At 35.0% G+C, this 22,712-nt stretch carries 16 protein-coding genes, 3 pseudogenes and 1 riboswitch; of the genes and pseudogenes, 4 read left to right on the top strand and 15 right to left on the bottom strand.

What is annotated here, in order from left to right:
* Positions 1–12 precede the first annotated feature (12 nt).
* From BW732_RS10995 to BW732_RS10965, 7 genes and pseudogenes are all read right to left on the bottom strand, one after another.
* Positions 13–2,093 (bottom strand): annotated as a pseudogene (locus BW732_RS10995) (DNA topoisomerase 3).
* The gene (locus BW732_RS10990; protein ID WP_161485565.1) at positions 2,041–2,400 is read right to left on the bottom strand and encodes a DUF1033 family protein; all 360 of its coding nucleotides are present in this window, start codon (positions 2,398–2,400) and stop codon (positions 2,041–2,043) included. The pseudogene BW732_RS10995 and the gene BW732_RS10990 overlap by 53 nt, the downstream one beginning before the upstream one ends.
* A gap of 128 nt (positions 2,401–2,528) precedes the next feature.
* A complete protein-coding gene (gene mgtA, locus BW732_RS10985; protein ID WP_077276777.1) occupies positions 2,529–5,162 on the bottom strand; it encodes a magnesium-translocating P-type ATPase in 2,634 nt (877 codons plus the stop codon).
* A gap of 292 nt (positions 5,163–5,454) precedes the next feature.
* Positions 5,455–5,627: riboswitch (M-box (ykoK) riboswitch) on the bottom strand.
* 59 nt (positions 5,628–5,686) lie between these two features.
* Positions 5,687–6,814 carry a tRNA 2-thiouridine(34) synthase MnmA gene (gene mnmA / locus BW732_RS10980; protein ID WP_077276776.1) on the bottom strand — a complete coding sequence of 376 codons (1,128 nt, stop codon included), beginning with the start codon at positions 6,812–6,814 and terminating at the stop codon, positions 5,687–5,689.
* 537 nt (positions 6,815–7,351) lie between these two features.
* The gene (gene hisS / locus BW732_RS10975; RefSeq protein WP_077276775.1) at positions 7,352–8,638 is read right to left on the bottom strand and encodes a histidine--tRNA ligase; all 1,287 of its coding nucleotides are present in this window, start codon (positions 8,636–8,638) and stop codon (positions 7,352–7,354) included.
* A 263-nt stretch (positions 8,639–8,901) separates the two neighbouring features.
* Positions 8,902–10,569 (bottom strand): formate--tetrahydrofolate ligase, encoded by a 1,668-nt coding sequence (locus BW732_RS10970; RefSeq protein WP_077276774.1) that lies wholly within the window; start codon positions 10,567–10,569, stop codon positions 8,902–8,904.
* Between the two features lie 198 nt (positions 10,570–10,767).
* Positions 10,768–12,096 carry an APC family permease gene (locus tag BW732_RS10965; protein ID WP_077276773.1) on the bottom strand — a complete coding sequence of 443 codons (1,329 nt, stop codon included), beginning with the start codon at positions 12,094–12,096 and terminating at the stop codon, positions 10,768–10,770.
* A gap of 150 nt (positions 12,097–12,246) precedes the next feature.
* On the opposite strand from BW732_RS10965, the gene BW732_RS10960 reads away from it, so the two are divergent.
* The 3 genes from BW732_RS10960 to BW732_RS11720 all read left to right on the top strand — a co-directional run bounded on the left by BW732_RS10960 (position 12,247) and on the right by BW732_RS11720 (position 13,628).
* Positions 12,247–12,510: a hypothetical protein gene (locus tag BW732_RS10960; protein ID WP_077276772.1), complete on the top strand. Its 264-nt coding sequence runs from the start codon at positions 12,247–12,249 to the stop codon at positions 12,508–12,510.
* Between the two features lie 150 nt (positions 12,511–12,660).
* Positions 12,661–13,365, top strand: a complete 705-nt coding sequence (locus tag BW732_RS10955) for a DsbA family oxidoreductase (protein ID WP_077276771.1) — start codon at positions 12,661–12,663, stop codon at positions 13,363–13,365.
* 137 nt (positions 13,366–13,502) lie between these two features.
* Entirely contained in the window at positions 13,503–13,628 is a 126-nt protein-coding gene (locus BW732_RS11720; protein WP_257787334.1) for a hypothetical protein, read from the top strand.
* Between the two features lie 160 nt (positions 13,629–13,788).
* Here the strand turns inward: BW732_RS11720 and BW732_RS10950 are convergent, their stop codons facing one another.
* Both BW732_RS10950 and BW732_RS10945 read right to left on the bottom strand, forming a co-directional pair.
* The gene (locus BW732_RS10950; protein ID WP_077276770.1) at positions 13,789–14,505 is read right to left on the bottom strand and encodes a YebC/PmpR family DNA-binding transcriptional regulator; all 717 of its coding nucleotides are present in this window, start codon (positions 14,503–14,505) and stop codon (positions 13,789–13,791) included.
* Between the two features lie 198 nt (positions 14,506–14,703).
* The gene (locus BW732_RS10945) at positions 14,704–15,642 is read right to left on the bottom strand and encodes a 2-dehydropantoate 2-reductase (protein WP_077276769.1); all 939 of its coding nucleotides are present in this window, start codon (positions 15,640–15,642) and stop codon (positions 14,704–14,706) included.
* 227 nt (positions 15,643–15,869) lie between these two features.
* On the opposite strand from BW732_RS10945, the gene BW732_RS10940 reads away from it, so the two are divergent.
* Positions 15,870–16,760 carry a LysR family transcriptional regulator gene (locus BW732_RS10940; RefSeq protein WP_077276768.1) on the top strand — a complete coding sequence of 297 codons (891 nt, stop codon included), beginning with the start codon at positions 15,870–15,872 and terminating at the stop codon, positions 16,758–16,760.
* Here BW732_RS10940 and BW732_RS10935 read toward each other — a convergent pair.
* From BW732_RS10935 to lpdA, 6 genes and pseudogenes are all read right to left on the bottom strand, one after another.
* Positions 16,757–17,800 (bottom strand): PTS sugar transporter subunit IIC, encoded by a 1,044-nt coding sequence (locus BW732_RS10935; protein ID WP_077276767.1) that lies wholly within the window; start codon positions 17,798–17,800, stop codon positions 16,757–16,759. The genes BW732_RS10940 and BW732_RS10935 overlap by 4 nt on opposite strands.
* Before the next feature lie 140 nt (positions 17,801–17,940).
* A pseudogene (locus BW732_RS10930) lies at positions 17,941–18,876 on the bottom strand (dihydrolipoamide acetyltransferase family protein); the annotation flags it as partial.
* Between the two features lie 192 nt (positions 18,877–19,068).
* Positions 19,069–19,218, bottom strand: a pseudogene (locus BW732_RS11835) (biotin/lipoyl-containing protein); the annotation flags it as partial.
* 37 nt (positions 19,219–19,255) lie between these two features.
* Positions 19,256–20,242 (bottom strand): alpha-ketoacid dehydrogenase subunit beta, encoded by a 987-nt coding sequence (locus BW732_RS10925; RefSeq protein ID WP_077276765.1) that lies wholly within the window; start codon positions 20,240–20,242, stop codon positions 19,256–19,258.
* A gap of 31 nt (positions 20,243–20,273) precedes the next feature.
* Positions 20,274–21,260, bottom strand: a complete 987-nt coding sequence (locus BW732_RS10920; protein WP_077276764.1) for a thiamine pyrophosphate-dependent dehydrogenase E1 component subunit alpha — start codon at positions 21,258–21,260, stop codon at positions 20,274–20,276.
* 19 nt (positions 21,261–21,279) lie between these two features.
* Positions 21,280–22,692: a dihydrolipoyl dehydrogenase gene (gene lpdA, locus BW732_RS10915; protein ID WP_077276763.1), complete on the bottom strand. Its 1,413-nt coding sequence runs from the start codon at positions 22,690–22,692 to the stop codon at positions 21,280–21,282.
* Positions 22,693–22,712: the final 20 nt, after the last annotated feature.

Raw genomic sequence — 22,712 nt, 5'->3', positions numbered from 1 at the left:
TCTATTTTACCATTAATTATCTTTTAGCGCTTGTTTTAATGCTAATGCTAATGGAGATTCTAATGCATCATCTGCTTCTTTTTGGTATTTCTTGATTAAATTTCGTTCTTCATGCTTTGTCATTTTCTTTTCACTTCCAGATTTTTTCTCAACCTTTTCAGTTAAGTTACATGACTTACATTTGAAATATGCCCCATTTTTACCCTCAAGAATCTCCATTTTCTTTTTACATTGTGGGCAACGATGATTAGATACTTTAGGGTCCTTACGGCGACGATAAGAACAAGTATCGCTACTACAAACGTAAATTTTACCATCACGTGTGTTTTTCTCTTTTAATAAGCTATCACATTCAGGACATTTTTTAGTGGTTAAAGCATGATCAACATATTTAGTCTCACTACGTTTGATTTCTTTCACTAAACGATCTGCTTCTTTTTCAATTTTCTTAATAAACTCATGTTCTTTTAATTGACCGTCAGCGATTTGCTCCAAAGATTTTTCCCATTCAGCCGTTAACTTAGGTGTTACTAAAGATGGATTGACTAATTGCAACAATTGCTTACCTTTTGGTGTAACAATCAATGATGTATTAGTCCGCTCCATCAGTCCAGAATTAATCAATTTTTCAATCATTTCTGCTCGTGTTGCAGGTGTACCTAAACCATGTTTTTCCATTTGTCCTAATAGACTTGATTCAGTCAACGCGCTTGGTGGTGACGTCATCTCTTGATTAATCTGATAATGCCCTGTCAGAGTTTGACCTTCTTTAAATGTGACCCCATGCGTTTCACGCCCATCAGTTTTCTTCCAGCCAACCTGAATCACCTTCATTTGTTTAAAAACAAAGAGCGAATCTAGTGCTTTAGCAGAAATAGTTTGATTACTAGTAATATGTGGTTGTTCAAATAGACCTAAAAATCGCTCAGTAATTAAGCGATAAATTTTTAATTCATCATTATCTAATTTTTCTAAACGCGCTGTTTGCTCAGTAGGAATTAAACCATGATGGTCAGTCACTTTTGCATTTTGAAACACGTTAGTTTGAACGACATTTCCACCTTGTTTTAGTATTTGCTTAACACGCTCTGAGTCAAGGTTGACTACAGCATGTAACCGTTCCTTCATTGTTTGTTTCATATCCGTTGTCAAATATTTTGAGTCTGTCCGAGGATAAGTTACTATCTTGTGGTACTCATAAAGACGTTGAATAACAGAAAGGGTCTTTTTAGCTGAAAATTGATAACGCTGATTGGCTTCTCGTTGAATCTCAGTTAAATCATAAGGCAATGGGGCGTGCTCTTTTTTTTCTTTGACAGTCACTGACACGACCTTTAATGCTGTTCCAGTTAACTTATCGACTAGACCCTCTAAATTTTGACGTTCTTTAAACTGACGTGGATTTTTCAGTTGCAAGCGACCTTTTAATTGTTGATGAATAAAGTCTAATGTGTAAAAAGTTTCCGGCTTAAACGTTTCAATTTTTCTTTCTTGCTCACGTACCATAGCTAAGGTTGGCGTTTGTACCCGTCCAGCTGATAAGTTATCTTGATATTTGACTGTTAATGCTCGTGTCACGTTTAATCCAATGAGCCAGTCTGCTTCAGCTCGTGCTAGTGCTGAATAATATAAATTATCGTACTCACGGCTTGGTCTTAATGAATTAAAACCTTGTTTAATTGCTTGATTTGTTTGCGAAGAAATCCATAAACGCTTGACAGGTTTATTAAATTTAACATATTCTAAAATCCATCTAGCAACAAGTTCGCCTTCTCGTCCAGCATCAGTTGCTATCACCGCCTCGCCAACATCTTTGCGATTAGCTAATTGACTGATAGCTTTTAATTGGTGCCGTGTTTTAGGCAGTGGTTTAATACCAACTTTTTTAGGAATCATCGGTAAGGTTTTATCTGTCCATTCTGCCCAATCGTTACTATAATCCTCAGGCATTTTTAGTGTCAAAAGATGACCTAGTGCCCAAGTAACAATCACATCATTACCTTCGATATAACTTTTTGTTTTTTTGTCGCACCTAAGACTTTAGCTATGTCTTTGGCAACACTTGGCTTTTCCGCTATAATTAATTGCTTCATCTGATTCACTATCTCCATCATCTAATTTCTTGTAATTTTTCACTAACATCACACCATAATAAGCTTGAAGCTCCTCATCACAGTCCTCACAATATATTAAGTCATTTTCATTCCAAAAAGCAACCAAATAATCATCTTTTACACGATGACTTTCAAATTTATCACTATATTCATGACAAATGTCTTTAAAATAATTACAAGCAGCCTCGAATGTATCAAAAGATAATTCCTTCGTTATGTCTTCTTGCCACTCATCAAAAAACCACCACGGCTCATTTTCACTATATGTCATTATCACTTGATACATAAAAACACCCATTTCTTATTTGCTAATGGTTATAGCGTATTAAAAAAATACGTATCTGACAAATATTTTGTCTTATTAATTATTGAACAAAAAAAAGAATAGGTGTTATCCTATCCTTTTAAAATTATTTATAGTAATTCGCCATATTTTTTTACATAGATTTTTTTTACAATCATAACTAACACCAAATAAGCGATAATTGTCACTGCCAACCATGCCCAGTATTCTCCAGGTAAATCAACTAATCCAAGATTTTCTCCAAAATCGGTAAATGGTAAGACTGTACCAATAGCAATACCTAAAGTTGTGACAGTGGCTAAAATAAATGATGGGTTACTTTGGATAAATGGTATTTTAGGTGTTCGTAATGCGTAAATAACTAACGTTTGTGACCATAATGATTCAACGAACCAGCCAGCATGGAATACAGCAATAAACATTACTTGTTGTTCCGCATTTAACGTATGGAACGAACCACCAACAACAGCTGGACAAATGATAAAGTACATTAAAAGATAGGTTGTGATATCAAAAATTGAACTTGTTGGTCCTAACCAACGCATAAATGACCCAATACTTGTTGCGTCCCATTTTTTAGGCTCTTCTAGATACTCTTCATCCATATGATCCCATGGAATAGACATACAAGAAATATCATAAATCAAATTCAAGAATAGGACTTGCAAAGGTAACATTGGTAAAAATGGTAGAAAGATACTGGCAATTACAACAGAAAACATATTACCAAAGTTTGAACTTGCCGTCATTTTTACATACTTCATAATATTACCAAATGTTTTACGACCAGATAAAATGCCACGCTCTAAAATCATCAGATCTTTTTCTAAAAGGATAACATCAGCAGACTCTTTTGCGATATCTACTGCAGTATCAACCGAAATACCCACATCAGCCTCTTTCATTGCTGGAGCATCATTAATCCCGTCACCCATGAAACCAACCGTATGACCCGCTTCACGTAAGACACGAACCAAACGTGTTTTTTGTGAAGGCGTTAATTTAACAAAAATATTATTTTCAATCGCTACTTTTTGTAATTCATCGTCAGTTAAATGGTCGAGCGTATTTCCAATAATAATTGCTTCGTTTTTCAAACCAACTTGCTTACAAACTGATTTAGTGACTAACGCATTGTCTCCTGTTAGCACCTTGACACCGACACCATGTTTGCGTAACGCATCAAGAGCATCTTTTGTCGTTTCTTTTGGTGGATCTAAAAAGGCAAGATAACCAATTAAAACCATGTCACTCTCATCTTGGATTGAGAATTCACCAACGACACTTGGATTAGTCTTTTGAGATACCCCGATAACACGTAGCCCATCTTCGTTTAATTCATCTACCGTTTTTAAAATTGTCTCCCGTAATTCTTCGGTTAAAGGAATGACTTCACCACGATAATCAACGTAAGAAGAAATATCTAGCATTTCTTCAATTGCACCTTTAGTAATCATCTGTGTCTTACCATGATTATCTTCAATCACAACACTCATCCGGCGACGTTGAAAATCAAACGGAATTTCGTCTACTTTAGTATAATGCGATACATCAATCGCTAATTCTTCATCCGCCGACTCAATAATTGCTTTATCCATCAAATTCTTTAATCCTGTTTGATAGTAGCTGTTGAAAAATGCATGACGTAAGACCCGCAAGTCTTCTTTACCATCGACATCAAGGTGGTATTCTAAAATAATTTTATCTTGTGTCAACGTTCCCGTTTTATCCGTGCAAAGAATATCGATTGCCCCAAAATTTTGAATCGAATTTAAATTTTTGATAATAGTGCCTTTTTTAGCCATGCTAGATGCACCTTTAACTAAGTTAGTGGTGACAATCATTGGTAACATCTCAGGCGTTAGCCCCACTGCAATTGATAAACCAAAGAGAAATGCTTCAAGCCAATCCCCTTTAGTCAAACCGTTTATTAGAAAAACAGCAGGTGCCATAACTAACATAAAACGAATTAATAGCCATGACGTTTTACTAATCCCAATATCAAAACTAGTAATCGTTCGTGTCTCTGATACACCCTTAGCAATTTGGCCAAATAAGGTATCATTTCCCACTGCGATAACTATACCAAGTGCACTACCACTTACCACGTTACTTCCCATGTAGACAATATTCTCTAAATCAGTGTCTGTACTATGTTCAGTCACCTCGTAATCAGCCTTTTTCTCAACAGGATAACTCTCACCAGTCATCGCCGCTTGTGAAATAAACAAATCTTTTGTCCGATATAATCGAATATCAGCAGGTATCATATCGCCGGCCGCTAATTTTACCACATCACCACAAACTAATTCTTCAATCGGTAACTCTTTTTCCTGACCATCTCTAACTACTGTGGCTGTAACTTTAACTAAATTACCTAATTTTTCAGCCGCTTTACTTGAGCGTACCGATTGAACAAGCGTCATCGTTCCACTTAGGATAACCATTAATACGATGATAATAACACCAGTCAAATCACGTTCACTAGCAGGAACAATCAAATAATCAGTAATAAATGAAATAACCGCTAAAGCAATTAGCACAATAGTAAATGGAGTAAAATATGCTTTTAAAATTTCAATAAATAAAGGCGTTTTCTTACCATGTGAAATCCGATTTTCTCCATGTTTATCACGTAAATCCTCAATTTTTTCTGCTGTTAAGCCATCAATTGAGCTTGAATATAGGTCAAATACTTCATTCATTTGCTTTTTAGCAAAAAATTCATACGTTTTTTTTGTCATTTTTTTGACTTCCTTTCTATTAACCAATTTATCTAACTTAGTTTTTAAGTTGATAACTATTAAGAAAGAACCTTAAAAAAACAACAAAAAGTTTCTTTTTAAGATTTTTCCAATTGAATCATCAACTTATCTAACTTCTTCTGCTCACTATCTTCCATATATCAAAATCCCCTCTTACTTTTAATACTATCATACATTGTTTTGTTCATTTTTTGTTAATAAAAAATGATAAAATCCAAAAAACCCCCTCGCTATAAACACAACGAAGGGGTTAAAACAACACTAAATAAGCATGTTTGATTCATTCGTTGAGTTTTAGCACTATACAACGTAAAAGCAATAATTGCTTTAGCTACGTTAAGAAGAGCCTTAAATCGGCAATTCCTGTTATACCCATTGGCGTCTCTCGACATTTTTGGGCAGTAGCCTATGTTTGTATAGGAGCCTCACCTAACAATCTTTAAAATGACAACTAAAACTATAACTCAGTTTCTTAAAGGAGTCAATTACTTTTTTCAAAAAAACTAGATATATTGTAATTCTTCTTGATTTTTATAAGCTGCATCAATCATACCGCCACCTAAGCATTCTTCACCATCATAAAAAACAACGGCTTGACCAGGTGTTATCGCTCGAACTGGCTCATCAAAAATAACGGTTGCTTTATTTGAATCATCATGTAAAACCACTGTCACGCCAGTATCCTTTTGGCGATATCTAAATTTAGCGGTACACTTAAATTCTTTTGGTTTACCGATAGGCGTTGTAAAGTGAATTTCACTAGCTTCAAGATAGTCAGCGTATAAATGTTCATGGTGAAATCCTTGTCCCACGTATAAGGTATTTGTAGCCAGTTCCTTACCAACTACAAACCATGGTAATGCTTGCTCACCTTTACCACCACCAATTCCTAATCCTTGACGTTGACCAATTGTGTAGTACATCAAACCAGCATGATCACCTTTAACCGTTCCATCAAGCGTAATCATTTTGCCAGGTTGTGCTGGTAGATATTTCCCTAAAAATTCTTTAAAGTTTTTTTCACCAATAAAACATACACCAGTTGAATCTTTCTTTTTAGCAGTTGCTAAGCCTACTTTTTCTGCTAGTGCACGTACTTCTTTTTTCTCTAAGTGTCCAAGCGGAAATAAGGTTTTCGCTAATTGTTCTTGTGACAGCTGACTTAAGAAATAAGTTTGATCTTTATTATTGTCAACACCGCGTAACATATGTGATATACCATTCTCATCACGAACTACTCGAGCATAGTGACCAGTTGCCACATAGTCAGCTCCTAATTGTAGTGCATAATCTAAGAATGCTTTAAATTTAATTTCCTTATTACACATGACATCAGGGTTTGGTGTCCGACCGCGTGTATACTCATCTAAAAAATACTGAAATACCCGATCCCAATACTCTTTTTCAAAATTAACTGAATAATAAGGGATACCAATTTGATTAGCAACCTTGGCCACATCTTTATAGTCTTCAGTTGCTGTACATACGCCATTGTCATCAGTATCATCCCAGTTTTTCATAAAGACACCTACCACGTCGTAGCCTTGTTCCTTTAGTAGTAGTGCAGTGACTGAAGAGTCTACGCCACCACTCATACCTACCACAACTCGTATCTTACTATTGTCTGTCATTTACTTCACCATCATTTCTATAGATTTTGACATCTTTTACGATTTGAAGGTCGCAATTTTTCCGTCTTGTACATTATAGTGGTTTTGTCACAAAAATGCATCACTTTTAAACTAAATTAATTGCTTCAAAAAAATATAACATTTTTGACATATCCTCCTTACATCACATAATAAAAAAAGGTTAAATAACGTCAAATTCAGTTATTCACATGTATAGAAAATTACTTTTTTGTTTAAATTATTCAGATATTTCTTTTTATTACTTATCATTTAAGACTTCTTATAAAGGAGATTCAGATAACGTCATTTTTTAAAAATTTTCTTTGGATTTTTTAAAAAATGCCCTAAAAAAAAAGTTGTATATATTATAAGCTGTGTTATAATATATGTATAGACGAACTACTAATGTACAAGGGCATCCCCTTCCCCAAAAGGCCCTTTATTTTAGTTCGTTTTTTTGTTTTATTTAATGTGACCGTTGTTTAAAAAACAGCTGTCATAAAAAAGACGTTTCTAATTTCTTAGAAACGTCTTTTTTTAATTATCTAATTGTGCTAAAAAATCAGTGTAAATATCAGTTAATGGAACTTCTTTCTCAATGCCTGTGGCCATATTTTTTAATTTTACAATCTGTGTTTCCAATTCAGTTTCTCCAACAACAATGACCCATTTCGCATCAAGTCTATCGGCTGACTTAAATTGAGTTTTTGCTTTACGATTCATAAAATCTCGTTCTGCTACTAAACCAGCAGTTCTAGCCATTTGTACCAACTTCAATGTTTCCGCAGATGTAGACTCACCCAGACCAACAACATATACATCAACCGTTTGTTTCGTTGGAATCTCAATTCCTTCGGCTTCCATTGTAATAATCGCGCGTTCTACACCTAAAGCATAGCCAAACCCCGCATCATGCGAATCTGGTCCACCAAATTCTCTAACCAATCCATCGTAACGTCCACCAGCACAGATCGTTGTAATCGCTCCATTAAATCCGGGTGAATCACTCATTAATTCAAATACTGTGTGATTATAGTAATCAAGTCCTCGAACCATACGGTGATCAATCACGTATTCAACCTCAAGCGTGTCCAGTAGTGTTTTAACTTGTTCAAAGAAAGATGCAGACTCTTCATCAAGATAATCTAAAATAGATGGTGCATTTTCAACAATGACTTTATCCTTAGCATCTTTGCTGTCTAGCACGCGCAGTGGATTACTCTGTAGACGACGTTTTGAATCCTCGCTTAACTCTGCCTCATAAGGTGTTAAATAATCAATTAACGCTTGACGATAAGTCATACGTGACTCATGATTACCCAGTGAATTAATAACTAACTTAGTATGTTTCACACCTAATCGACGATAAAATTCCAAAGCAGATAAAATCCCTTCCACATCAGTTGCAGGGTTTTTACTTCCAATTACTTCGACACCAATTTGATGAAACTGGCGCATTCTTCCTGACTGAGGACGTTCATAACGAAACATTGGTCCAATATAAAATGCTTTATAAGGATTTTGGAATTCCGGACCAAATAACTTGTGCTCAACATATGAGCGCACTAACGGTGCAGTTCCTTCTGGCCGTAGTGTGATATGACGATCACCTTTATCATAAAAATCATACATTTCTTTTGTCACAATATCAGTTGTGTCACCCACAGCTCGCGTAATAACCTCAATGTGTTCAAACATTGGCGTTCTGACTTCGTGAAAGTCATAAACCTTAAATACTTCTCTTGCAACGGTTTCAATATATTGCCATTTTTCAACTGTTCCTGGCAAAATATCATTAGTGCCTTTTGGTTTTTGAAACTTCACTTTATACACTCCTTTTACAATCTATTATTTGATACCCTAATAGTACAAAAAAAACAGGTATGAAACAAGTTTTTACTCAAAAATAGTCTCTAAGTATACATAAAGAAAACAGATTTAAAATGCTAACTATTAGAAAATAACCATATTGCTACTTGCTTGTCTGCTAAATTTAAAAAAAATATCTCCATAAAGAGTCACAAAAACAATTACGACGGTCAAAGAACTATTATTTTAATAGCCCCTTAACCGTCGAATAACTACTTTTAAAATAATCCGCTAATTTTTCCAGTTACATCAATATCAATTTTTTCAGCAGCCGGTACTTTTGGCAGACCTGGCATAGTCATAATCGTTCCCGTAAGCGCGACAATGAAACCCGCTCCAGCAGATACTTTAATGTCTCGAATTGTAACAGTAAAATCAGTTGGTGCACCTAATTTGGTTTGATCATCTGAAAACGAGTATTGTGTTTTAGCCATACAAACTGGTAAGTTGGCTAAATTATATTTTTCTAATTGACGAATTTGCTTCATTGCTGAAGCAGTATAGTCGACACCTGAACCGCCATAAATTTTTGTAACAATTTTTTCAATTTTAGTCTCAATTGAATCTGATACATCATAGCAATAAGTAAATTCTGATGGCTCTTCAGTTAATTTAATAACAGACTCAGCTAATTCAATTCCACCTTGACTTCCTTTAGACCAAACATCAGATAAAACGACTGGTATTTCAAGCGTCTGGCATAAATCTGTCAACATTTGGACTTCAGCAGGTGTATCAGTCGGAAATTTATTGATGGCAACAACAACTGGTAAGCCAAACTGCTTATTTAAATTATCATAGTGACGTTGTAAATTAGCAATACCTACTCGTAGTGCTTCTACATTTTCTTCTGCTAAATCTTTTTTACTAATACCACCATGCATTTTTAATGCACGAATTGTTGCAACTAAAACAACCGCATCTGGTTCTAAATCACCCACTCGGCATTTAATATCTAGAAATTTTTCTGCACCTAAATCGGCGCCAAATCCGGCTTCAGTTACAACATAATCAGCAAAATTCAAAGCAGTTTCGGTCGCAATTAAACTATTACAACCATGCGCAATATTTGCAAAAGGACCGCCATGAATAATCGCTGGTGTGTGTTCAAGGGTTTGTACTAGATTCGGTAAAATAGCTTCTTTTAATAAAGCTGTCATAGCGCCTTCAGCTTTTAAATCGCCTGCTGTTACAGGCTCTCCATCAAACGTATAACCAATAATAATACGTTTAATACGCGCTTTTAAATCAGTTAAGTCAGTCGCTAAACAGAGAATTGCCATAATTTCCGAAGCTACAGTAATATCAAAGCCATCTTCACGAGGCACACCGTTCATTTTTCCTTGTAGCCCATCAACAATATGACGCAATTGACGATCGTTCATATCTATTGCACGCTTCCAAGTAATAGTACGACTATCAATCATTAACTCATTACCATGATGGATATGATTGTCAATTAACGCTGCTAATAGATTATTTGCGGCACCTATAGCATGAAAATCACCTGTAAAATGTAAATTAATATCTTCCATTGGTACAACCTGCGCATAGCCACCACCAGCTGCTCCACCTTTGATACCAAAAACTGGGCCTAGAGAAGGCTCACGTAAGGCTAAAATCGTTTTTTTATTTAATGCACTTAAAGAATCAGCTAAACCAACTGAAGTCGTTGTCTTTCCTTCACCTGCAGGTGTCGGTGTGATAGCAGTTACTAAAATTAATTTACCTCGCTGTGTCTCGGGTGGACAAATGGATACATCAATTTTAGCTTTATAGTTCCCATAAGGAATTAACGCCTCATCAGGCAAGCCAACTTTTTTAGCTATTTCTGTTATTGGTTCCATTTCAATAGAATTTGCAATATCAATATCTGATTTAAACATTTATATAACGACTCCTTTAACTTTATTAAAATCTTACTTTTATTATAATCGATAAACATAATAAAACAAGAACATTTTTTATAAAATAATAAAAATAATCTTTAAAAAACCATAAAAACACGAACTAAAAATGTTTTTTGTGTAAAATAATACATAAAAAGCTCAAGAATAACTTTATTCCTGAGCAATTATAAACAATTATGAACGCCGATTGTACGATTGTGTTAGGTAGAAAATTGGGATACCAATCAAAGTTAATCCAATACCAGTGAGCGCTAAGAAAAATTGTGTCCAAAGCGTTATGATTAAAATAAATAGTCCACCTATGATTGCTACTAATGGAATAAAAGGGTACAAGGGGACTTTATATGGTCTGTTAAGTTCCGGTTCTCTTTTCCGCAATATAAATACAGCTAAAAAAATCAACAAACTAAATAGCCACATAACAAAGACCAGCATATCTGTTAATAAATCAAATGAACCCAGACACATCATAATAATTGCAATCCCTAATTGAACTAGCGCAGCAACGTAAGGGATTTTGGTTTTGTTAGATAATTTTTTCAAATAACGACTTCCTGGTAATAAGTTTTCCTCTGCCAATGCAAACGGGACACGAATTCCTGTCATTACGTAACCGTTCAGTGCGCCGTAAACAGAAATCAAAATACCACAAGTAATTAACTTCCCACCAAATTGACCAAACAATGACATCGCAGCGTCAGAAGCTGCATTTTGGTTACCAACCAATTCATTAAAAGGTAACACTCGTAAGAAAGTTAAGTTAACTAGGACATAGACAACTGTGATAAAACTTAATCCTAAAAAAATAGCTTTAGGTAACATTTTATCAGGACGTTTCATCTCACCAGCCATCGCACCAACACCCAACCAACCATCATAAGCAAACATTGTCGCAAATAATGCCGAAGCAAACATAGCGATAATCGGACTATCACTAGGTAAAATAGTTTGACTACTATCTAGGATACTAGTGTTCGCCCCACGAAACATACCAAAAATAACAATTAAACTAATTGGAATTAATTTTAGCACTAATGATAACGATTGAAATCTCGAAGCAACTTTGGCACCCAATAAATTAATGACTGTTACAGATAACCCCACAAGTACAGCAAATGGAATCAATAGACTTTGATTAAGACTAAATAAATGAATCAGTTGTGTACTAAAAATGATTGATAAGGCTGCAATATTAGCTGGAAAATATATAATTGTCTGAGCCCAACCTAATAAAAACCCAGGTAACTTGCCATAAGTATATTCAATATATTTAATTGCTCCACCTGTTTTAGGAATTGCTGTCGCTAATTCCGCACTAGTTAATCCCGCACAGAGTGTTAAAATACCACCAACAAACCAAGCCAATAAAGTTAACAAAGGCGTCTGAGCTGCCTGTGAGACACTCGCGACTTTAAAAAATACACCCGCTCCAATAACAGTTCCCATAACAGTTGAAAATGCGCCAAACATGGTAATATCTTTTTTTAATTGTTGTTCTTCCATTGAATCCCACCTTTTAAATTATTATAACCGATTTTTTTTCTTAATAAAGAAAAAATGACTTTTCTAAATCGATTTTTTTGACACTAATATTTTAAAATGACACAATTATCAAAACCTATGATAAACTAATAACATAAAGGAGATGATATTATGGTAAAAAGTGTGTTTACTGTCAAAGAAATAACTGGAAAACTGTTACAATCAACACTTTATATGGAAAAAGGCACATTAATTGTTGTTCAAAATAATACTGAACGAAAAATCTATACAGATATTGATTTTTTTGAACTGATTTATGATGGTGAAACCCTAAAATTAAATTTTTCAACTATTGGTACTGACCATAACTATAATGAAAGTATTGATTTAACAACGGTTCATAATATTAACGGTGTGTTGATACGCCCAGTTTAATATCAAGTAAAACCAATTTTACTATTTTTAGTATGATTGGTTTTTTTATGCTGTTATCTCAGCTAAGCATTAAATTTAATTTTCTTAGTTACTTACTTTATAATAGTATTCAAGACGTCATGACGACGTAAGAAAGGAAGTTTTTAACTTATGAAAATCGAAATCTGGTCAGACTTTGTTTGTCCGTTTTGCTATATTGGCAAACGTAAATTAGACCACGCTTTAGCACAGTTGCCCTTTATCCAAAATGTTCAAATTGAATTCAAAAGCTACGAATTAGACCAAAATGCGCCACTTTATTCTGGTGTATCAATTAATGAAGCTATTTCAAGAAAATACGGTGTGTCACTTGCAGAAGCAACTAAAATGAATCAACAAATCGGTGAACATGCTTCACATGAAGGGTTACATTTTGATTTTGAAGCGATGAAACCTACGAATACTTTAGACGCTCATCGCATCACAAAATTAGCAAAACATCATCATTTAGAAAGCCAAATGGTCAACGCTTTGTATGCAGCTTATTTTGAAAAAGGACAATTAATTAGTGACCATGACGTCTTGCTGACTTTAGCAGCATCCATTGGTTTACCTGAAAATGAGGTCAAAGATACTCTAGCAAATCAATCTACTTGGCTAAAAGACGTACGTGATGATGAAAATCAAGCACGTGCATACCAAATTACTGGTGCTCCTTACTTTTTAATTGATGAGACTTATGCCATTAAAGGTGCACAGCCTGTTGAACTATTTATTAAAGCTCTTACGGATGCTTGGTCTAATGCTCAAACAAATCAATCTGCTGACGATAACGAGTTGATTTGTGATGATAATGGTTGCCACATTCCTCAATAATAAAATTGATTAGACGTGATAAACTAAAAAGCTAGCCCAAAAGTCTTGTAAACTACTAACTTTTGGGCTAGCTTTTTAGCTATTAATTGATAATTTTTTTTAAATGATATATTAGAATTAAATTAAAAGAGAACATTATGAATATGACAGTTGATAAGTTAGACTATTTTATGAAAAATAAATTAAATGCTAAAGATAAACTGGCGATTATTTTCTTTTATTCTATCTTCATCTTAAATATGCAACTAATCTATATGTTATGATGAAATTTTTTGGAATTGCCATTATCCTTGCTATTTTGCTTACTATTTATGAATTAATCTTCTATCCATACTATTTATATTTATAAATAGTAAACTAAACATAAAAAAATAGACTCCTAAACCACTATTTAGGAGTCATTATATAAGTAAAATTTATTTTTTAGTCTAAATCAACATTATGGAAAACATTTTGGACATCGTCCAATTCTTCCAAAGCATCAATCATTTTCTCAAATTGCTCTAAATCATCATCAGACAATGTGACTTCATTTTGAGCAACCATTTGAATTTCAGCCACAGAAAACTCTTCAATTCCTTTTTCTTTTAAAGCATCTTGAATTGTTTGGAAATCAGTAATTTCACCATAAACAATAATTTGACCATCTTCAGCTAAAACATCACGAACATCAATATCTTTTTCCATTAAGTATTCTAAAATATCGTCTGCGTCTTCACCAGAAAATCCGATAATTGCTGTATTATCAAACATATATGCCACAGCACCGGAAACACCCATATTACCGCCATTTTTCCCAAAAGCAGCACGAACATTTGCCGCTGTACGATTCACGTTGTCGGTCAAAGTATCGACAATGACCATTGAGCCGTTTGGACCAAAGCCTTCATAACGTAACTCTGAATACGTTTCATGACCAGAACCTTTTGCTTTTTCGATGGCGCGATCAATAATATGTTTCGGCACGTTATAAGTCTTAGCGCGCTCAATAACGAAACGTAACTTTTGATTGGCATGCGGGTCAGGTTCACCTGATTTTGCTGCTGCATAAATTTCAATCCCAAACTTCGCATAAATCCGGCTATTGTTAGCATCTTTAGCACTTTTCTTTGCGACAATATTTGCCCATTTACGTCCCATAATTTCACTTCGCTTTCTTGTATTTAATTAATCTGTTAAAAACTCCATTTATTATTATACTTGTCACAAGCCATTAAGGAAAGAATTTTTTTATGCTTCACATAAATTTTTTGATAATTTCCGCAAATTAATGCGACAACTACAAAAAACCACAAAGTCAGATAATACTTTGTGGTTAATCATTTCTATCGATAATAATTATTTGACACCCATAATTTGTTCTTTCGCGTGAACTAAATCCGTTAAGAAACTACAATATGGTGTTGCAATACCATATTCTTTTCCTTTACGAACAATAGCACCATTAATGTAGTCAATTTCAGTTAAACGATGGTTCGTGATTAAATCTTGATACATTGACGGGTGATGTAAACCAATTGTTGAACGGTCATAACATGTTTTAATCTGTGCTAGAACTTCATCAACATTTAAATGAGCATGCTCTTTTTCAGCAATAGCGGCAAATTCAGCGACGATTGATTCAACGATACTATCAGCAACTGTTGTTTCACCAAAACCAGCCATGTTAGTATCTAAAATCGTACATAAGCCATTCATTGTTCCGTTAACACATGCTTTTTTATAAATCGATGATAAGATGCTATCAGAATAACGTGCATTCAGATCAGCTGCACTCAATACTTCAACAACTTGCTCAGCACTAGCACGATTTTCACCTAAATTTTGTAAGTCAATTGAGCCGTTACCAAATAATTTTACTTTACCAGGACCTTCAATACCTGCAGTCCACATAGTATTTCCCAGTAGGATATTGTCATAAGGAACATAATTTTTAATCACGTCTTCATGACCAATTCCGTTTAATAAACAAAGAACTTGTGTTTTTTCACTCAACATTGGTTGAATAGCTTGCATCATGCCATCAAGCTGCATTGCTTTTGTAAATAGAATGACCAAATCAGCCGAAAAATCAATTGATTGGCAATCAGTTTGATGATAAGCCGGTAATTTTTCAATAATAACCTCACCATTAAAATTAGCTTCTAAACCTGCTTGATTAATTTGATTGACATGATCTGCCCAACCATCAATTAAAATAACGTCATTTCCTGCTTTATGAAGCATTAAACCAAAACGGCTTCCCATGGCTCCAGCACCAGCTATAATAATATTCATTGTCATTCCTCCAATTTTTTCTTACCCCTTATCAATAAGAGAAGGGATAGTTTATTTAAACCTGTTTATAGTCACCATATCAAATGGCACTATTTTGTATAACTAATCATATTTTAAAGAATTTCCGCATAAACTATGATAATCTAATTATAACATAGCATTAAAGAAATATTTCATTTTTAAAAAATGGAAACGCTTCATACTATAAATTAAGGGTGAATTTATCTATGAATATTCAACAATTAAAATACTTTATCGAAATTAGTAACACACGTAATGTTTCACTAGCCGCTAAAAATTTGTTTGTCACACAACCAACACTATCATTATCCTTAAAAAAGTTAGAAACGGAACTAGGAACAGCCTTATTCAAGCACACTGACCAACCATTCCAATTAACAGATGCTGGTCGACATTTATACGAAAATGGCTTAGAAATTGTTCAACAGTTTGAACAAGTCATTGTAGATATTCAGACAATGTCTGAGTGTAAAAAAAAGGCCAAAATACGTTTAGGGCTAACAACCTTGTTTTCCGTGCAATTTATGCCAGAAATTTCTGCATTTCTCTCAGCTAATCCACATGTTGAGTTAGCAATTCGCCAAGATGGCTCGCCTCGTCTTCAAGAAATGTTAGTTAATAAGGAACTTGATATTGGTTTGATTTCATTCCCAAATAATCATCCGGAAAGCTTAGCGATGGAGGCCTTAGAGACAACAACACAAGGCTATCATGTTTACGTTGTTCTACCAAATCATCATCCTTTAGCCACTGCTAAAGAACTGACTTTTAAAGATTTAAAAGGCGAACGTTTTTCATCTCTATCCGAAAAATTTATGATTGGTCGCTTATTACGATCTCGTACCCGAGAATTCGGATACGAGCCAGATATTGTCTTAGAAAATGATGATTTACAGGTTCTCATTCATAGCGTGCATGATAATCATTCAATTTGTCTGTTACCTATTGAGTACCAGGCAGTTGGCAAAAGTGAGCACGTTACTTGGGTACCGTTAAAAGATAAATTCGCTTACTTCCCAATTGGAATAGCTTTTAGAAAAGGTTTCAGTCTCTCAAAAGAAATTAGCGATTTTATTGATGCTATCAAAAAAAATTAGCCTTGGTATTTGAAAACGACACTACTATCATATAATTTTAAAACTTTTTCAAAAAGGAATTTAGAGAATAAACCTGCAACAATCGGTACAACAAACCAACAAATAACTAGTAGCCCAATATTTAATCCTGCGTCAAGTGAAGCTAAAGGACCTACCAAGCCAACTAGACCAAATCCTGCTGATCGTGGTGTTCCAGAAATATCAAAGAGCGCCACGGGAATAGCAGAAATTACAGCTGTAAATAAACACGGTAAAAGTACGATTGGATATTTAAATAGGTTAGGCATCATCATTTTCATCCCACCTAAAGCAATAGCTAATGTTACACCTGATTGGTTAACTCTCCAAGAATTAATTACTAAAACAATCGTTGTAGCAGCAATTCCCATCGCTGAAGCCCCTGCAGACATTCCATTTAACTGGATAGCTAAACCAATAGCTACAGTTGTGATTGGTGAAATAATCAAGGCAGCAAATGAACAAGCAATCAAAATACTCATCACGATTGGTTGGAAATCAGTAAAGTTATTAATAACCTTACCAATAGCAACTGTGATTTGAGTCACATAAGGATATGTAAACATACCAATTAGTCCTGCACCAACCCCAACAACAATTGGTAAAGCAATAATTTCTACAGAACCAAATTTAGAATCAATCCATAATAAAAACATCACAGCAATTGTGGCAGTAATCATAATGTTGATAATGTCACCAGTTCCTGAGCCGATATAAGCCCCGGCATCTGCATTAAATTTAATTACTCCTGAACCAGCAAATGCTGCCCCACCAGTAATCATCATTTTAGCTGGTGTTAAATTGAATTGATAAGCAATCAAACTGGCGATAATAAGTGGTGTTGCTAGCTGGAAAATCAAAGCAGCATCAATAATCATTGCAATTACTTTGTATTCAGCAAAATATTTTAAAATAGCACCTAATACTGCATTAGGAATTAATGCAATAATTGTTCCTTGAGCTGTACCTGCCAGAACTTTATTCAAAAATATTTTTGGTGTCAATTTCGTTTCACTTGTCATAATAAAAACTCCTATAAGTTAAATTTATTTTTAGATAATAGTTATAGATGTTTAACGTAAATAATGGCACAGAGTTCTCATAAAATTAGAGGAAAGATTTCTCACAAATATTCGTGAGAAATCTTTTTCTAATTTAAGAATTAATAAATATCTGAATCATTTGAAAAACGAGCTAAATTTTCTTTAACATCACGTAAAAATTGTCCGGCTTGTTGACCGTCTAAGATACGGTGATCAATTGATAGACATAAGTTAACCATGTCAGCTACTTTAAAACCACCATCTTTTGTTGGTACTAAGCGTTTATTGATTGATTCTACTTGTAAGATAGCTGCTTGTGGGTGGTTAATAATTCCCATTGATTGAACAGAACCTAAAGTACCAGTATTGTTCAATGTGAAGGTTCCACCTTGCATGTCAGCACCTTTTAGCGTTCCTTGACGAACATCACTAGCTAAACGATTAATTTCTTTTGCTAGTCCTGCTAACGAATAGTTATCTGCTTGAGGAATTACAGGCACATATAAATGCTCATCTGTCGTCACAGCAATCGATAAGTTAATATCTTTATGATAAACAATATTTCCATTATCCCAAGATGTATTGATTTTCGGATTTTTCTTAATTGCTTGAACAACAGCTTTTGCAAAGAATGGGAAGAAACTTAATGACATACCTTCTGTTTGTTTGAAATTATCTTTCAATTTATTACGAAGTGTCACAATATTCGTTACATCAGCTTCTACCATTAACCATGCATGTGGAATTTCTGTTACACTTTGAACCATTTTCTTCGCAATGGCTTTACGCACTCCATCAGCAGGAACAACTGTATCATTCATTGTAGCTGTAATTGGTGCTACTTTTTGTTCTGGATGTACAGCTGGCGTTGGCGCTTTTGGTGTTTCAACTGGCTCTGCTGGCGTTACTACAGAAGATGCTTGCTGAGCAGGGTCAAAATTAATGATATCTTTACGCGTAATACGTCCACCTTTACCAGTTCCGACAACTTGTGCTAAATCAATATTTTTTTCTTGCGCTAAACGCATCACAGCTGGTGAATATCTACCAGCATTTTCCCCTGTCGCTTTACTTGCTACTGGTATATTAACAGGTGCAGCTGTAGGTTCTTTTGTGGTAACGTTCTCAACTTTTTCTTCAACTAATGGCGCTTCTTCCGGCGCTGATTCTCCAGCTCCTTCAACCTCTAAAGTCATAAATGGTGTCCCGATTGGCACATCGACATCTAATTCAATTAATAATTCTTTTACTACACCATCAAAATCAGATGGTACTTCTGTCGTCACTTTATCAGATACTACTTCCACTAATGGATCATAGCGTTTCACGGTATCTCCCGGTTGAACTAACCATTGTACAACCGATGCTTCTGTAACACTTTCGCCTAAATGAGGCATTTTAATTTGTTGAATTGACATATTAACTTCCTCCTAATTAGTACTCTGCTAATTCTCTCATCGCTTCAAGAACTTGTTTTTCACTGACTAAAAACTCACGCTCTAATGGTAATGCATAAGGCATTGTTGGTGAATCTGGTCCTGCTAGACGTTTAATTGGGGCATCTAAATCAAATAGGGCATCTTCTGAAATCATTGCTGCTATTTCACTCATAATGCTACCTTCTTTATTATCTTCAGTTACTAAAAGAACTTTACCAGTCTTCTTAGCAGCTGCCACTAGTGTTTCACGGTCTAAAGGATACAATGAGCGAACATCAACTACTTCCGCGTCAATACCTTCTGCCGCTAATTTTTCAGCTGAAGAGATTGCATATTGTAACATCATACCGTAACTGATAACAGTGATATCAGAGCCTTCACGAACAACATTAGCTTTATCAATCGGTACAATATAATCATCTGTTGGAACATCTGCTTTTAATAAACGGTATAAGCGTTTGTGCTCATAGAAAATAACTGGATCATCTGAACGGATTGCTGCTTTAATCATACCTTTAGCATCATAAGGATTTGAAGGTGTCACGATTCTTAACCCTGGTTGACCGGCAAAAACTTTTTCAGTTGATTGTGAGTGATATAAACCACCACGCACACCACCACCATAAGGCGTACGGTAAACGATTGGTGCTGTCCAGTCACCTTTTGTTCGGTAACGCATCGTTCTAGCTTCTGATAGAATTTGATTCGTTGCAGGTAAGATATAATCAGCAAATTGGAATTCACCAATCGCACGGAAACCTCTTAAACCTAAACCAACAGCAAGTCCTCCAATTAACCCTTCTGTTAACGGTGTATTAAAACAACGATCGTCACCATATTTTGCAGCCAATCCTTTAGTTACACCAAACACGCCACCTTTATCGCCACCTACGTCTTCTCCAAAAATTACTACTTTTTCATCACGTGCCATTTCTTCAGAAATTCCTAAGTTAATTGCTTCTAAATATGTCATTTCAGCCATTATAATGATTCCTCTCTTTCATTCACTTAATTTATTTAGCGTAAACTTCGTCTAAGATTGATTCTGGTTTTGGATCAGGCATTGCTTCTGCTTCATCTGTTGCTTGATTGATTGCTTCTTTAATTTCGGCATTAATTTGTTCCATCTCTTCACGAGTTAGATAACCTTCATCTTCTAATTGCTTTTCAAAAGCAGTAATTGGATCTTTGTCTTTCATTGATTCAATTTCTTCTTTCGAACGATAAATTGTTTGATCATCATCAGCTGAATGTGATGTTAAACGAGAAACCATTAATTCAATCAATTTAGGTCCTTTATTCTCACGTGCATCTTTTACAGCTTTCTTGAATTCTAAATAAACTGTTGTAAAGTCATTACCATCTACTCTAATTCCTTCAAACCCATAACCATGCGCACGATCAGACATTTTCTCATTAGCATATTGTTCAGAAATTGGTGTTGAGATAGCATACGCATTGTTTTCAACTACAAAAATCAGTGGTAATTTTTTAACGCCTGCAAAGTTCATTGCTTCTTGAACTTCACCTTGGTTAGCTGAACCCTCACCTGTTGTTGTTAACGTCACATAATCTGCTTTTTCCAATTGTGCGGCATACGCAACACCTGTTGCAAGTGGCATTTGCGTACTAACTGTTGAAGAGAATGACACAATATTATGTTTTTTAGAACCATAATGGTTTGGCATTTGACGACCATGTGATGATGGATCATCTTCTTTACCAAACGAGCCCATTAAAATATCTTTTGACGTCATACCCCAAACTAGACATGCTGTCATATCTCGGTAATATGGCAAGAAATAATCTTTTTTGTGGTCAAATGCCATTGCCATTGCAACTTGTGCTACTTCAGCACCTTGACCAGAAATATTAAATGATGTTTTTCCAATTCGGGTTAATTGCCATAAACGCTCATCAAGGCGACGACCTCTTACTACTTCACGATAAGCTTGAATAATCTCTTCTTTACTAAGTCCTGATTTTTTTAATGTTTTCATTTTATAATCAACCTTTCTATTATTTATGGATTGCTAACTTATAACTATCTAATGCTGCTTCTTGAATTGCCTCAGATAATGTTGGATGAGGATGAATTGCCTCGCCAAGTTCAATTGGAGAAGCGTCTAAATAAATAGCGGTGCTCGCTTCAGAGATTAGGTCCGTTGCATGTGGCCCAATAATCGTCACACCCAATAAATCATCTGTCACTTCATCACGAATCACTTCAACAAAACCTTGAGCATCTCCGTAAACTAAAGCTTTACCATTACCTGCAAAACTAAATGAGCCAATCTTAACTTTTTTATCTGCTGGGACTGTTTCTTTCACGTAACCGACACTAGCAATTTCAGGTGTCGTATAAACACAACGAGGAACGTTAGTATAATTTAAGATCGCTGTTTCTTCACCTAATAAATGACTAACAGCTAACTCGCCTTCCTTCATTGCTACGTGTGCTAATTGCATTGTGTCAATGCAGTCGCCAATCGCATAGATATGATCTTCTGTTGTTTGATAAAATTCGTTAACTTTAACACCCTTCTCATCAAATTCAACAGATGTATTTTGTAAACCAATTCCATTAACATTTGGCTGACGACCAATTGCAACCATTACTTTATCGACAGTGATACTATCCTGACCATCAATAGCAAGACTAAGTTTGTCGCCCACCTTCGTTGCATCTTGAACTTTACTACTTAATAGTACTTTAATACCTGCTTCTTCAAAGCGTTTTTTCAACTCTCTTGATACCGCTTTACTTTCATTGATTAATAAACGGTCAAGGAATTCAACAATTGTTACCTGTACACCTAAACTATTTAATAAAGATGCCCATTCAACGCCAATCACACCACCACCAACAATCGCAATGGACTCTGGTAGCTCTGTCAGTTCTAACATACCATCAGATGACAAAATAGTTTGTTCATCAATTTTAAGATTTGGCAATGATTTTGGACTTGAGCCAGTTGCTATAATCACATATTTAGGAACAATAATTTCTTCTTCTAGACTCTCATCATTAAATGTGACTGCCACAGCTCCAGATACTGGTGAAAAGATAGATGGCCCTAGAATAGCACCTGTACCTTCTAAAACCGTTATTTTATTCTTCTTACATAAACCCTCAACTCCTTTATGCAATTGATTAATAATCTCTTGTTTCCGGTTTTGAACTTTTTTGAAATCGACACTATAATCTGATTGATTGTTGATACCAAATAACTCAGCTTGTTTAACTGTGTCAGCAACTTCAGCACTACGAAGTAACGCTTTAGTAGGAATACAGCCTTTATGCAGACAAGTCCCACCTAATTTATACTTTTCAACAATTGTTACGTCTAAACCTTTTTGTGCTGCTCGAATGGCTGCGACATAACCACCTGTCCCGCCACCTAAAATTAATAAATCTGTTTGTTTCGCCATGCTTTTTTCAGCTCCTAATT

It is taken from the genome of Vagococcus penaei (assembly GCF_001998885.1).
GTDB lineage: Bacteria > Bacillota > Bacilli > Lactobacillales > Vagococcaceae > Vagococcus > Vagococcus penaei.
The sequence above is the reverse complement of the archived record's forward strand: the minus strand, read 5'-3'. Positions and strand labels throughout refer to the sequence as shown.